The following is a 14,562-nucleotide window of genomic DNA, read 5'->3' as shown; positions in this document are numbered from 1 at the left end:
TTTATTTACTGATGTATTTGTTCTCTGTTTTTCGTTTTTTTCTTTACTTCTTTAACGTTTCACGATTATTTTCATTCTCCGCAACGATTGTACTCATTTCTCTCGCTTTACTTTCTCTCTGAAAGTTTATCCGGTATTCTTTTAAATTTTGCATGTTATATGTTATCAAATTGCATAGAGAAATACCGGACTTTGCAGGAGAAAAAACACTTATAAAAGAAAGTGATAGATAAAATAGGAAGGACAAATTGTTAATAAAAGACAATAAAAGTCAGTAAACGAATCAGTTTATGACGAACTTACTGACAAGAAGGTAAGAACCCAGCCCGCCAAAACAGCATATTTACTGGCTCTTATTTAGAGTTTTTACTTACCATTTGTAGAAAACGTTCGAAAAGGCAAATTAATAAATCGGGCTGAAAAGCACTTTCTCAATAATAAATTATTACGTTGATTATCCACACCCTACCTTAACCTGAATGGGGAATTTTCTATGGAAGACAAGTTTGAGATTGGCAGGATTATCAGGGCAAAGAACATCTCTGATGCATGGTACCGCGGGCTTAATATCATCTGGAATCACGGGCAGGTGATTACCGACGAAAGGGGGAGCCAGATCAGGGAATTCATGGACTTGATGGTGGTAATCGAAGACCCCTATACGGATAGAATTCCCGAAGATACTGCCTGGAATGAAGAACGGCTCGAAGAATATGCAAAACAGCTGATCTCGGGCGAAAACGTGCAGGACTTTGAATACACCTACGGTCAGCGCCTCAGGAACTGGAATGGAGAAGTGGATCAGATCGAATATGTAATCGAAAAGCTGCAGGAGAGCCCCACTTCCAGACGAGCTACAGCTGTTACCTGGATACCGCCTGTGGATACTAAAGTCAATGAAGTTCCCTGCATGATACTCGATGACTTCAAAATCAGGAATGGGAAGGTCCACCTTACTACTCTATTCAGGAGCCACGATTTCGGAGGAGCCTACCCTGCAAACCTTTACGGGCTCTCCAGGTTACTTGAATATGTTGCCGAAAGGGTAGGAGTCGAACCGGGAACAATTACTACGGTCAGCATTTCAGCCCATGTTTACGACCACGACTGGGATATGGTAGAAAATATCGTGAAAGGCATAAACTGAGAGTTTTTAATCAAACTCAGAATAACCGTATTCAGAATAACCGTATTCAGAAAGCCAAAAGCAAGCAGTTGAATCTCAGGAAAAAGTCAGGAATAAAAAATCGAAGAGCTCTGATACACATGCGCATCTCTATCAGCAAATCCTCAGTTACAGGGGAAGTTTTTGCCCCCCCTTCAAAGAGTTACACCCACCGGGCTATAACCCTGGCAGCTCTCTCAAAAGAATCGATCGTTCGCCGTCCCCTGCTCTCTGCCGATACCTTTGCTACAATCAGAGCTTCTGAGATGTTCGGAGCCTCGGTTAAAAGAGAGGAAGAGAATCTCATCATCCACGGTATGAATGGAAAACCCGGTGTTCCGGACGATGTAATTGATGCCGCAAACTCAGGGACAACTCTCCGCTTCATGACAGCAATTGCAGCTCTCACTGACGGAATCACGGTGCTTACAGGAGACGCTTCCCTTCGAACGCGGCCAAACGGGCCTCTTCTTGAAGCCCTCAACAGACTGGGAGTAAAAGCCTGCTCTACACGAGGAAACGAAAAAGCTCCTATTGTTGTCAAAGGCGGGCTTGAAGGATCTGAAGTAGAAATTAATGGCTCAATCAGTTCTCAGTTTATTTCTGCTCTCCTTATAGCCTGCCCTCTTGCAGAAAACAGCACCACGCTCTCCATTATAGGAAAACTGAAATCAAGACCTTACGTGGATGTAACCATTGAGATGCTTGAACTGGCAGGAGTCAAAATACATACGGACGATAAAAATGGCACCAAGTTCATCATTCCTGGAAAACAGAAATATGACCTTAAAGAATATACCATTCCAGGAGACTTCTCGTCTGCATCTTACCTGCTTGCAGCTGCAGCCATGCTCGAAGGAGCCGAAATAACGGTTAAAAACCTTTTCCCCTCAAAACAGGGAGATAGGGCAATTATTGAAACTCTGAAACAAATGGGAGCAGACATCATATGGAACAGAGAAGCCGGTACTGTGACCGTCAGAGGAGGAAGAAAATTAAAAGCCATTACGTTTGATGCCGGAGCAACTCCTGACCTTGTCCCGACTGTTGCCGTCCTGGCAGCTGTTGCCGAAGGAACTAGCAGGATAGAAAATGCCGAACATGTGCGCTACAAGGAAACTGACCGGCTTCGAGCCCTTGCAACCGAACTTCCGAAACTGGGAGTTTGCCTCAAAGAAGAAAAGGACAGCCTGACAATTACCGGAGGAACCCTTAAAGGAGCCGAAGTCCACGGCTGGGATGACCACAGGATTGTTATGGCTCTTTCAATAGCAGGGATGGTTGCAGGAAACACGACAATTGACACCACTGAATCGGTATCGATATCTTATCCTGATTTTTTTAAAGATATGCGCAACCTTGGAGCAAAAATTGAGGAAGTTTCAGAAGAATAAGTTGAAACTAAAATCTAAATTTCTAAGCAGATTAGATGCAGACTGAATACGGGTTCTATCTCGATAAAGCGAGATGACTCCTTTCTCGGAGCGTAAGCGAAAGGGAGGAGTAGTTCACTTAATTTTGATAACTGATCATCAGAAGGATCCTCAAATTTTCAGTATTTTCTTTTTTGAATTAACCTCCAATAAGTCAAAGAAATTATCTATATTCTAAATGAATCTGAACCAAAGTTCAGGAATAATAAAAAATGGAATAGTACTTTTACAGGGAATATCCATATTTAAGTTCATGGAAATAAGATGTAGGTGTGGAAATACGTGCATAAGGCCTGTTTCAGAAGCACTAAAAGACATTGAATTATTCTACAAACCTTGCAACGATTGCAAAACAGAAAAAATAAAAAAATTCTCTCCTCTAGCAGAACAGATTAACTTAGATGAAATAGATAGCCATTTTGGAAGTTGTAAATGTGGTAAGAGACAACTTGATACTGTAATATCTCACGTGCTAAAAATAATGATGGATGAAGGAATAAAAGATAAAAAAGCTAATTTAAGGAATGCGTGTGTTCCTCTTGTGACTCCTGGCTATCCAGCTAATTCTGTTCCCTATTTGCCTGAAGATTCTTTAGTAATATTATCTGATGAAGTGGATAAAAAATGTGCTGAGACCATTGTAAAGGAAGTTGAGGAAGTTAAAGGGGTTTTAAAGGGAGATATAAGAAAAACTGTGGGTATAAAAGATTCCGATTCTAATCCTCACGTATATGAACTTCTTGCTGGATGCGATTCGAGATGTGATATTATACAGACTCCTTACGGTGCTTTAGGAATATACAAATATCAGCATGAAATTCATATAGAGTTTCCGACGGTGAAATCGCCGAAAATAGAGATACTTGAAAAAGCTTTAAAAGATAATGATGAGCCTACTGTTCTTGATTGTACGTGTGGTCCTGGGACTTTAGGAATCGCATGCCTTAAAGCCGGCGCGCAAAAAGTTGTTTTTAATGATATATGGAATCCTGCAATAGAAACTACTTTGCTTAATTTAGAAACTAATGGATTTCCAGTCAAACTTCCAGGCAGTAAAGAAGAATTAATAGCATCTGGAGGCAAATTTGAAGTTTATAATATGGATATAAGAGAATTAACGAATTGTTTAGATGAAAAATTTGACATTTGTATTATAGATACATTTCCTGGTGTAGATACAACAGAATTTGTAGAAGCCGCAGACAAACTAGGCAAAAAAGTTGTCGTGATTTGAAGGAAATTATATAAATTTGGAATGGAAGGAATACTGTTAACACATCTACATTTTTTGAATGAGCGAAAAGAAGCAATTTCACGTAAAATTAGTCCTCTTGAGCGAAGCGAAAAGGACCGCGTACTCCCGAGGCGCAATTCGGGCGAGGCGCAATTCGGGCGAGGCGCAATTCGGGCGAGGCGCAATTCGGGCGAGGCGCAATTCGGGCGAGGCGCAATTCGGGAAAAAGAGAAAAAAGCAGGCCAGAAGGCCTACTCTGTTTTAAAGTGTTTAATTTATAGAGTTTATTTTGCCGGGATGATGAGGGATCTCTCACCAGCAGGCACGAACTCTCTGATGGCACCGCGGCCGAACTCTCTCCTGGGTTCTGCAAAGTTGAACGGCATGAGATCGTCAGCGAAGCAGAGCTTGATGAGCGGGTTGACGGTGAATGCGTCGCCGCGGCCTGCGTGAGCTGCCTGAGCGATACCTGCGTATCCACCCTGGTGACCGACGTTCATTGCATAGTTGGGGTAGTTTGGACCACGGAGTTCGTCTGGGAGACCTTCGTCGCCCTGGTAGGACAGAACGTTTGTGGCACCGCACTGGTCCTGCAGGTCGTATCCGAAGAAGCCGAGACGGCCCCATGCTTCCTTGTGCAGGTACATGGAGAGGTACCAGCCGGACAGACCAGCGTTTGCGTTTGCAGTTCCGAGGGAGCATGCAACACCAGCTGCAGCTGCGAGCACGGTTGCTCTCTGGGACCCACCGAAGTGGTCTTCAAGGGCAGTCGGGAACTTCTCGTATGTCTCGATACCGTAGAGTGTGGACTCAGTTGCGATGTCCTTTACGACTTCGAGAGTTGCCTTTATCTTGTTGTCCTTGCCGATGTTTGCAGCACCGTTGTACTTGTCGTTGATGTAGTCTACGTCATAGTACACGTTGTTGTCGAGGATGTCATCAGTGTATGCAGCTGTTGCATACTGTGTGAACCCGACACCACCGGACATGTAGGATCCGAGCCAGATCTGGTCGTAAAGCATGCAGCCTGCACCTACGACTTCAAGGGCGACCTTTGCGGGATCGTCAGTTACTGTGCGGCTTGTCTGGACGATGTCAGAGAGGTGACCGAAGGAAAGTCCACCGGGCTCGTTGGGTCCACGTGCACGCCTTGCGGGGAGCATTTCACCCATGGAGACCAGAGCTGCGTGCTTTGCAGCGAAAGACAGGTCAGCGACTGCTGCTTCACCGGCACACATTGCGTATGCGGAGATGAAGGACATACCGATCTGCATTGCAGCCCACCTGGAGGTCTGGGCACCGTCAGTTGTCCTTGAGACAATTGTTGGGATGTGAATTGCCTGCCAGGTAGTCTTGCCGATGGAGGCTTTAAGCTGGGCTGCCTGTTCCTCAGTGAACATCTTGTTGATGTTAATGAGGAACTGCTTGTCGATTTCATCTGCAAGCTCGTCGTCACCTGTAAAGATTTTGACGTAGCAGTCGTCGACAAGAGCGGGGTGGGTTTCGACCATCATTTCCTGAACCACTGCTGCACCGGGCATTGCGTGGTTGAGGGTCTCAAGGTAGTGGTTGATGGTTTCAGGGGTAACTTCCTTACCCAGCCTCTTCTCGAGGGTCTCGTGAGCCATGTCAAGACCGACAATACAGGTTCTCCTGATGTCGTCCCACATCTGCTGCATTGCAGCGTTGTTCACGTAGTGCAGGTCGTCTGGTTCTGCAACAATGTCAGTTCCAGAAATGACGTAAGGGGTAATTGCACGCTGACCGAGGGGTGCACCTGTGTGCATCATCGGGTTGTAGAATGCAATGCCTCTCTTCTCTGCGATCTCCTTTCCGGCCTTAATCATTTCGGCCTTTCTTGCGTCCTGCTCAGGCCCAAGTCTCAGGAACTTCTCGGTCTTGCCGGTGATGTCCGTGGTGGACTGCTGGTTTGAACCAAATTCCTGTGTGAACTTGACTTCCATTGACTTCTTAAATTTAGAGAAAATATCTGCTGCCATTATGGTCACCTCATTTCGGCTGGAATCCGTAGGTAGTCCTCTTATCGAATATTCTGTGTACCCATTCGACGACTTCTGCATCGTCCCTGAAAGCCACATTGTCCACACGGTAGATGGTTGTCCTCTTTGCGGCTTCTTCTTCAGACATGGGTTTACCGAGGTCTACTTTCCTGTCGAGTGGAATTGCAACCTGGTCCTTGTCCATAATGATAGTGCCGTTTTCGAGTCTTCTCCTGTCGACCATGTCAAACATTACGCCGTCTTCCTGAAGACGGACTGAGTGACCATGCACAGTTGAACCGCGCATACCGGAAAGTGCAGGGCAGCTCATTTCAGTTTCCAGCTGGACCTTTGCGCACTTTTCCATGTCCCTCTCACGAGCTTCAACGATCTGACGACCGGAAAGGGTACCTGGGTCTACACCTCTAAAGTTGATTGCTGCGAAGTATGATCTGAAGTAAGGGGTAGCCGGAGCGTTGTACATTGAGTCAGCGAACTGAACGTACCTGACCCTGTCTCCTGCTGCTGCACCGGGTGTTGCTGCTACAGCCTCACGGACGGAACATGCGGGCTCTCCCATTTCTGCAAGTGGTGGGTGGGTGCTTGGGTAGTCGCTCCCTGGGGCACGGTGTCCGAGGACTGCAGTTAAGTCTTCGTCGGAAATTTCCCTGAGTTTCTCAAGTTTTCCGGACATGTGCTTTCTTCTGTTAGCGCCAACTGATGTAGCGCCTGGATAAAATTGTGGTTCGTATGCCATCTCATGCAACTCCTTTATGATCTTCTAACTGGTCTAATGTCGTCTTGACGTATTTTACGATTGAATTTAGTTTATCCCTGGGACAGAAGTCACCACGTGTAACTCCACTTACCATATCCATTACAATTCCCTTCGTACGAATATTTTCATCCCTTGGCATCACTAATCTCGTCTTTATCCCTGCTTCTGCAAAATCCTCAAAATCCACCGGAATCTGGCTGACAACAATTGCCGGGATATCAGCCTGGCTCAGGATCTCCCTGGTTTTTCTAATAACGTGATCCTTAATATTTCCGAGGTGAATAACAGCCAGCTTGTGCATTTCAATCTGTGCGACTTCTACCGGACTCAGTACAAACGATCCTGTCCTCATGCCGGATTCAGGTATCCCTGAACCTGAGTAGAGTACAAGTACACTCACCTGAATGTTTTCCTTCCTCATCCCGTATGTAATCTCGCATACCGGTTTTGTGATATGCCTCTGGCCGGGACTCATAGCAATAGCTACCACATCGGCACGACCGGCTTCCGAAAGAGTGCCTCTTTGAGCAAGCCCTCCTCCTTTGCCGAGTCCTCCGCCGCATCGGCAGTCAACTACCTGTGTTTCCCGATCGATCATCATATCCTTTCACTCATCTTTGTCTTTGTCATCTTCTTTTTCTTGTTTCTCGATGAAGACGAGCTGGTTTACCTTGGCTTTGGGATCCACCATGCCAAGCAAGCGAGGGTCGGTTTCAGGACCATATTTTGCATAATCAGTCACTGTGGGCTTTTTCCTGAAGAAATGTCCTTCCCTGAATTCAAAAGAGAACGGGAGCACTTTATCGCATACTGCCCTGACCTTTTCTTTAGTTTCGGCATTTGAGATTTCAAGCCTGATCCTGCCTACACTGATCTTAAGCTCAATAACCTGATCTCCGATCTGAATAGGCTTCCTTAGGGGGTGTTCCACCTTTTCCCCGGTACCCGGGCCTGAAGACACCTTTTCGGGTAGCCTCGAGCCCTGGACCATAACGCGGATTATCCCGTCAACCCGATAGAGCTCAGTAATAAGTTTCTGAGCGGTTTCAGGAGACAGGATTCTACTGGGAAAGATTTCGATTTGGATAGAATCTTCCGTATTTGAAGCAGAGTCTGACATCGTTAGACCTTTTAAATAATTTGTTTAGAGCGCTCCTGCAACTGCCTTAATCGGCTGGCGGAATTCCTCAATCGATCCGAACACATCGCCGATGAGGCCGGATGTTGATTCGATTGTGAACATCTGAGTACCTGCATCCAGGGCTACTGCTGCGCATACGCAGGGAATTGCGAATCCTCTGGAGTGCCTGGTAACGACGTGGTTACCGTTGAAGACACCGGGTCCACCGCCACCATAGATTGAGTGGCTGAAGAATGAGAATCCTACTGCTACACCCTGTACTTTACCATAGTCGCATCCTGGGAGACCGGTTTCCTTCTCAAGGATGTCATTGAAGTACAGAAGTGTTGAGGAGACGTTCTGGGCTGCACGGCCTGCACCACAGTTCACGAGAGTGGCTGCAAGGGTACCGGCTGCGGCGTAAGCGTTCCACATTGGAACATCGTTTGCCTTGTAGAACTTGTATCCGGAGGGTGCTGCTTTGTCAACGGAAATAACGCCGTCTTCAACTGCCCTGCCGACAATGGACTGAATAACGGTTCCGATGGTACCTTCCTTGCCGTTTTCCTTTACAAGGTCGTATACAACGTTGTTGGCGTTAAGGCCCTGGCAGGCAAGACCGAGGAGCTGGTGCCTCTCGAACATACCGACTGCGCCGCCCATCTCAAAGATACCGGCCTGCTCATAGATTGAGGAGAGAGCTGCTGCGTTTATTGCACCACGGTTGGTGATTGCTGCAACGTGGTTGGCCATGATGTTCCTGAGGGAGAAGCCGAGACCTTCGTTGTTCTGGGGGATGCTCAGAATGCCCTGAACCTGTCCACCCATGAGGTCCATTGTCTGTGGGTAGCTTCCCCAGACAGCTGCCTTTACGATAGGTGCATCGTACATGTCGGTTCCGAACATGTCCATGATGCTCTGGGTAACTGCTGCTGCACCGACTGTGGTTGCGGACATGTAGTCAGCACCAGCGGCCATCCTGGACTCTGGGGCCTGGATAAGAAGGCTCTTTCCGCCCTTAAGGATCTTGACGTTGGTGTCGTCGCCTTCATCGACCTGGACGAGCTTCTTTACATTCTCTGCAATTGCATCAACGTTGCCTACGATATCGTAGTTAAGCCCACGGCCTAAGATCTGACGGCCTTTGCCGCCCATCTTGCCGCTGGCAAGTGCGCCCTGAATACCTGCGAGGGAGACTGCAACTGACCTCTTGGTGTCCAAGATAATCTTTTTAATTGCTGCGTTTCTTGTTGGAGCAAGGCTCATTATATCGACATTGCTCTCGAGCAGTTTTCCTCTGTCGTCGTAGATGTCTACTGTGTCAGACACTTATAATTTCCTCCTTAATTTATTAAAATCATTTTGGGACTGGTCACCTACTCGAGTGCAAAAAGCACTCACAAATCAAGTACCGCGTCGTTTTTAAGTGTCCACTTTCCCAATGAAATCTCATTCGTTTAGAAGGTACTTAAATCTTTTGTGTTCTCCGCTAGATGAATTCATGTATTTTTTTAAAATTCATTTTATTAAGATGAAATGTATTTTTCTACAATTATATAAAAAACCAGCATCAATAGAAAAATGAATTTTTAAGGTCGCTTAAAATCGGCGGAAATTTCCGGGATCACTTATTTAAGTATTTTTCCTAGAAAAGACTAATATCATATGATTTTTTTTTAAATGTTTAAATCTAACCATAAAAATCATACCAAAAAGATTTAGTAATATCCTCGTGATACGAAACTTTAATATGGAAGTAGTTGTCGACGTAGGCGGAAATCCTGGGGTAGACTGCAAAGGCTTTTGCAAATATTGCTATTTTAAGAAGGTCAAAGACGTTCAGCCCCTGGGCTGCAAGTATTGCCTCCCTTTTAAAAAAGGGTGTGATTACTGTACGCGCAGTGTAAAAGAATCGTACTCAGGCTTCAAGTCCCTCCAGATGGTACTCGAAGAGACTGCAAAAAAACTTTACTTCACGACCGGAGAGGTGAAAAAATTCACGGTCAGCGGAGGAGGGGACTTAAGCTGTTATCCCGAACTAAAAAATCTTGTTACTTTTCTATCTCAGTTCGGCGCCCCGATACATCTTGGATATACCAGTGGGAAAGGTTTCAGTAAACCCGATGATGCTCTTTTCTACATAGAGCATGGGGTTACAGAAGTGAGTTTCACGGTCTTTGCAACAGACCCGGCGTTGAGAGCCGAATACATGAAAGACCCTGAACCCGAAGCTTCAATTCAGGTTCTTCGGGATTTCTGTGCCCACTGTGAAGTTTACGGAGCAATAGTCCTCCTTCCGGGAATAAATGATGGAGAGGTTCTTGAAAAGACCCTCAGTGACCTGGAAGCTATGGGCGCAAAGGGAGCTATTTTTATGAGATTTGCAAACTTCCAGGAAAACGGCCTGATCCTTGACAATTCACCTATCATGCCAGGGATAACTCCACATACGGTCTCTGAATTTACTGAAATTGTGCGCAGTTCAGCAGCAAAACATCCTTCTATGAGGATCACAGGAACACCACTGGAAGACCCCTTAATTGGCTCACCTTTTGCAATCCGCAACATTCCTGAAGCCCTTTCAAAACTTCCCAGAGTAACCGGAAGAGCAACTGTCATTACAGGTCAGGTAGCATCCTCCAGGCTTACTGAAATATTTGATGCCCTTGGAGGGACTGTAAACGTAGTTCCACTGAAAAAGGATATTGGATGCCTTATTACTATTGACGATTTCAAAACCCTTGACCTCTCCCAGGTAACTGAAACTGTGTTTATTCCGGGGAGAGCTTTTGTCCATGATATGGAAGTCAAGGAAGCCCTCAAAAGAGACGGGGTAGACAGGCTTGTACGCAGAGGACCTGAGTGCCTTTCCGTAGATGGAGAAATGTCTATAGGTATGACCAGGGAAGAAGTTCTGGAACTGGAAATAGAGAACTTTACTGAGCTTATTAACCAGATTAACTCGCTGGGGCTACCTGTAAAGTAAAATCTGACCCTGCCGAGAGTCAGTAGGGTCGAATTCTGAAGAGACTTAAACATTGACAAAAAAGAGATACAGATATAAGTATAGATATTAAAACAGATACTATATAAATCTAGAATAAATTATATAATTGTGAAAAAAATCAATAGAAAATAATCCAGTTCAATAGTAAAGTCTTTGTCAGTAAAAAAGAGCTAGAAAATGAAAAGACCTCTTTTCCAGAAGAAAAAAAATTCTGCTGGGAAGTTTGGAGACATAATTTATAAACATTCCGATTTCTTCCAACTTTCAGACTGCCCTATCTCCTTCCTACCAGTCGTAAGAAGTTTTTTCATATTCTTAACGCTCTCTGCACTTTAGCTCAACGCGCAGACCCGGACATAAAATCTGAAAGTCCCAGCTGCTTAACCTTGTGGTTTTCAAACAGAGAGCAGATATCATAATCAAGAAGCTCGATTCTTTGTCTGGTATAGCTCGAGACCCCATACCTCTCTCCGATCTCTTTTGAAATTTCAAGGTATTTGCGGACGGATCCCTCGTGCACGGTCAGTATCACATTGCCTCCGCATTTCGGACAGGTTCCGGTAAGGGGTGGGCGCCTGAATTTCTCTGCACATTTGATGCAACGCATCCGTTGTCTGGAAAAAGAGCGAAGGTTCCCTATCAGATCCGGAAGGAAATGGGACTTGAGCACCCTTTCAGCTACATCCGGCGCATCCACTGCCCTTATCCTGTTAGCCAGAGTAAGCTGGGCCTCCATTTTTTCAATCATACTCCCAAGAGTTTTATATGAGGAATTAAGAGGGCCTGCGGCAATATTCGAGGTATCATGTGTAAACATGAAATGTTCATACTGTTCGGGCGTCCCAAGCCGGCTGCTAACCAGGTCCATAATACTTTCAAGATCAGTGGGGTTTCTAATCTCCTGCGTAGCCCTGTAAAATTCAAGAGGATAGTGCGCAAGAACATCGATATTATGGGCTTCTTTATCCACTTCCTTGGGGTCGATCCTCGTAGTTAGCACGAGGGGAGCATCCATCTTCCCACCCCTTTTGTCGGGCAAATATGACCTTGAAAAATTGAGGATTCCATCCATAAGGAGCATTATGCAGTCTTCGTCTCCATCACAATTCCTGCGTTTTGAAGCATGGAAAAAAGGATGGGCGTATCCTACGGAAGCTTTCGTAAACCCTATGAGGCGCCCGAGTACTCCTGCGGAAGTATGAGGAGCAAGCCCTATGAGCAGTGCCCCTACAAGGTCCTGAATGGTTTCGGCATTGTAATAGGGCTCAATCTTATAATACTTCACAAGAAGGTCGTCCACGTATTTTGCAGTACGCAGCATATACTCGCCCCCGTCATAAGATATCACAAGATCCTGAACCTTCAGGCAGGTAACCTGGTCGTCCCTCTCAAGGGGATTTCCATAAATATCCTCCATATAGCCGAGTTCCCGGAGTTTGGCTGCCGTAATTCCCAGTTCATCAGCCCGGATGTGGGTAAGGGGAATATCTGACATATCATAGCGTACGGTCCCATCCTTAAAAATGTAGACATCATGTTTTGCGCGCAGGATTCCTTTTTCCAGAGGCTCGGGAGTCATCTGCCCGTTCATGAGCCGCTTTACTCCCTTGATCAGATCCATTTTTTCTCTTTCCCCTACATTCTCAAAAGCCTGCTTGTAAATAGAACGAAAATCCAGTTTTACATTTGCAACTGAAGTCGGTTTTCTCCCACACTTGGGGCAGGTCTCAGCACCCCGTACATCTATTTTACAGCGAGGGCAGGAAAGTTTGGGATTCGTAAATTCGCCGCATTCGCAGCGCCAGAAATAAGCCTCTTTCCCGCAGGCAGGGCATTCTCTAAGCCCCAGTTCCACTTCAATTTCTCCTATCTTTCCATTCATGCAGGATGTGTAGTCGGAGGCAGAGACAAGATTTCGCGTAATTCCCCCGGAATTGTTTATTGGAAAGAGAACCTGGGCTGCAGGGGACATCTTGCGCAGGTCGGATTTTTCCGGCCTTCCCATCCTTGCCCCTATTCTTGAAGGAGCTCTCGGGTATACCTTAAACCCGCTAAGAATACCTGCAGCTTCCACCATATTATCAGTATCTGGCATACTGGCTTTTTCTTTGAGGGAATGTTCAAGCCCGAGGCATAAAATAAACGGAAGAGCCTCTTCAATAAGAATTTCACCTTTTTTTACCCTGTGCAGTACAAGGAGCTTTTCAAGCACCCATTTTATACCTTCTTCAAGGGAAGTTTCCAGGGGCAGTTTAAGGACTCCTGCGCCGGTTGACTCATCTGCCAGAAAGATCCCTTTTTCAGCCACGAATTTTCTCAGAGCTTCAAATTCGTTCCGGTTTATGTCGTGCCAGAGATAGGTGAATTTCGGGTGCAATGGCACATTAAATCCCTCTGCAAGCCTGAGAGCAAGGGCAACAGATGGGTTTTTCAGCTCATCCTCGGGAATTTTTTCAGGGCAGACTGCCTGATAATCGTACTGCCACCATTCAAAAACATAGGGTGAAGGCATAAGAGGGTGATTATTTTCCAGGAAGTCACCGTAATTGATAAGAATTTCCCCGATATCAACAATTACTTCAACCTGTGGGCGGAGTTCATATGCCTCCTTTATGTTATCTATACGGATAAGGTCTCCAGAAAAAAGTCTTACCGTAGGTCCTTCTATTGAGTCCACGGCAGACATGGCTGCCGCTTTTCCGGGCCTTTCAACCTTGAGCTGGGTGCCGTTCGCTATAAAATCGTCAAGCAAGACCATACTGGCAGGACTGATTCCTGCAGAAGCAAATGAAGTGTTTCTTGACCGCCCGTATCGCAGCCTGAAACCTCCCGGCCTCGAAGGGTGAGAGAACACAGGCCTTCCGGCGATCAGGTCACGAATATATTTGTCCTTTGGTTTGATCTTATTTTTCTGCTCATCTTCAGCACTCTCTCCGCTTTTAGCGCCTCCGATGAGTGTCTCCAGCCAGTCCCATCCGTCCATCTTCAACTTGTTAACATGCTTCTTGACTTTGGGGGCCTTGAGGGCGAGACCTTCGGCAAGCACGAGGCACATCCCCCCCCGAACACGGTTTGTCCCTATCCTCTCGAGATTCCTGTGCCCTTCGACCTCTGCCTCTTCAGTAGGGTCCCCATCAATGCAAACAGGGCAGTTTCGAACTATAAGGCGGATTTCATCTTCGGAAGGCATGTATTGCAGGCTTGCAACCCTCTTGTAAAGCAGGATTTCTTCCACATAGCGCTCTACTTCCTCATCTCTTGGTTTGTAGCGGTCAATCCCGATCCCACGCCTCACATAGTCACCGACAAGCACGGAAAGAGCCTGCGCAGTCCCTCCTGCGCTTCGGATGGGCCCGGAATAAAAGATCCGGATATACTGAGATCCGTCGTCATTTTTCCCGAGATCTACCTTATCTATTCCTTCTATAGGAGCTGCAACCACCCCTTCGGTCAGGACTGCCATGGAAACACGGATAGCAGCTTCCACTGCATCTTTTTTTGTTGGAAAACTTCCTACAATCCCTTCGGCAACCTGTTTCCCGATTTCAAGGGCAGCTTCTTCCCTGGACATCTTGACCTCAAGTTCCCGGATCTTTGCAGCAACCCCCTGGACTCCAATAAGGTTTTCGACCCTATCTGCAAGGTCTTTGGCAAGGGGAATTTCTACAAAGGGTTTCGGATCTCCGCCCCGGGCCCGGGCCCTGTTTGCAACATCAATTGCCTTTTTTAGCCTCGCCTCAAGCCCATTAAAGTATTCATGCATTTCCTCACTTGCAATCGTTTCACCCATCTTGAAAAGCCCCTTTTTGGAAAAGAAAGAAAAAA

10 protein-coding genes are annotated in these 14,562 nt (G+C 46.1%); 4 read left to right on the top strand and 6 right to left on the bottom strand.

All coding sequences use genetic code 11. The annotated features are described in order from the left end of the window. The first annotated feature begins 493 nt into the window (after positions 1–493). The 3 genes from ACZ5A8_RS00280 to ACZ5A8_RS00270 all read left to right on the top strand — a co-directional run bounded on the left by ACZ5A8_RS00280 (position 494) and on the right by ACZ5A8_RS00270 (position 3,832). Complete coding sequence (locus ACZ5A8_RS00280; RefSeq protein ID WP_229390552.1) at positions 494–1,147, top strand: thymidylate synthase; 654 nt, start codon at positions 494–496, stop codon at positions 1,145–1,147. 119 nt (positions 1,148–1,266) lie between these two features. Next, positions 1,267–2,559, top strand: a complete 1,293-nt coding sequence (aroA, locus tag ACZ5A8_RS00275) for a 3-phosphoshikimate 1-carboxyvinyltransferase (RefSeq protein ID WP_464531588.1) — start codon at positions 1,267–1,269, stop codon at positions 2,557–2,559. Between the two features lie 217 nt (positions 2,560–2,776). Next, positions 2,777–3,832 (top strand): 50S ribosomal protein L11 methyltransferase, encoded by a 1,056-nt coding sequence (locus ACZ5A8_RS00270; RefSeq protein ID WP_464531586.1) that lies wholly within the window; start codon positions 2,777–2,779, stop codon positions 3,830–3,832. 284 nt (positions 3,833–4,116) lie between these two features. On the opposite strand, the gene mcrA is transcribed toward ACZ5A8_RS00270, so the two are convergent. From mcrA to mcrB, 5 genes are read right to left on the bottom strand one after another with little or no spacing between them, the layout of a single operon-like run. After that, the gene (gene mcrA, locus ACZ5A8_RS00265) at positions 4,117–5,832 is read right to left on the bottom strand and encodes a coenzyme-B sulfoethylthiotransferase subunit alpha (RefSeq protein WP_464531585.1); all 1,716 of its coding nucleotides are present in this window, start codon (positions 5,830–5,832) and stop codon (positions 4,117–4,119) included. Positions 5,833–5,842: 10 nt separating this feature from the next. Next, a complete protein-coding gene (mcrG, locus tag ACZ5A8_RS00260; RefSeq protein WP_464531583.1) occupies positions 5,843–6,589 on the bottom strand; it encodes a coenzyme-B sulfoethylthiotransferase subunit gamma in 747 nt (248 codons plus the stop codon). 1 nt (position 6,590) lies between these two features. Beyond that, positions 6,591–7,211, bottom strand: coding sequence for a methyl-coenzyme M reductase I operon protein C (gene mcrC / locus ACZ5A8_RS00255; protein WP_229390541.1), 621 nt, complete (start codon positions 7,209–7,211; stop codon positions 6,591–6,593). A gap of 6 nt (positions 7,212–7,217) precedes the next feature. After that, positions 7,218–7,730 (bottom strand): methyl-coenzyme M reductase operon protein D, encoded by a 513-nt coding sequence (gene mcrD, locus ACZ5A8_RS00250; protein WP_464531582.1) that lies wholly within the window; start codon positions 7,728–7,730, stop codon positions 7,218–7,220. Between the two features lie 24 nt (positions 7,731–7,754). Next, positions 7,755–9,059: a coenzyme-B sulfoethylthiotransferase subunit beta gene (mcrB, locus tag ACZ5A8_RS00245; RefSeq protein ID WP_464531580.1), complete on the bottom strand. Its 1,305-nt coding sequence runs from the start codon at positions 9,057–9,059 to the stop codon at positions 7,755–7,757. Positions 9,060–9,480: 421 nt separating this feature from the next. On the opposite strand from mcrB, the gene mmp10 reads away from it, so the two are divergent. Continuing rightward, the gene (gene mmp10 / locus ACZ5A8_RS00240) at positions 9,481–10,716 is read left to right on the top strand and encodes a methyl coenzyme M reductase-arginine methyltransferase Mmp10 (RefSeq protein ID WP_464531579.1); all 1,236 of its coding nucleotides are present in this window, start codon (positions 9,481–9,483) and stop codon (positions 10,714–10,716) included. A 358-nt stretch (positions 10,717–11,074) separates the two neighbouring features. Here mmp10 and ACZ5A8_RS00235 read toward each other — a convergent pair whose 3' ends face one another. Beyond that, the gene (locus ACZ5A8_RS00235) at positions 11,075–14,527 is read right to left on the bottom strand and encodes a DNA polymerase II large subunit (protein ID WP_464531577.1); all 3,453 of its coding nucleotides are present in this window, start codon (positions 14,525–14,527) and stop codon (positions 11,075–11,077) included. Between the last annotated feature and the right edge of the window lie 35 nt (positions 14,528–14,562).

The sequence above is a fragment of the Methanosarcina subterranea genome, assembly GCF_055385895.1.
The sequence above is the reverse complement of the archived record's forward strand: the minus strand, read 5'-3'. Positions and strand labels throughout refer to the sequence as shown.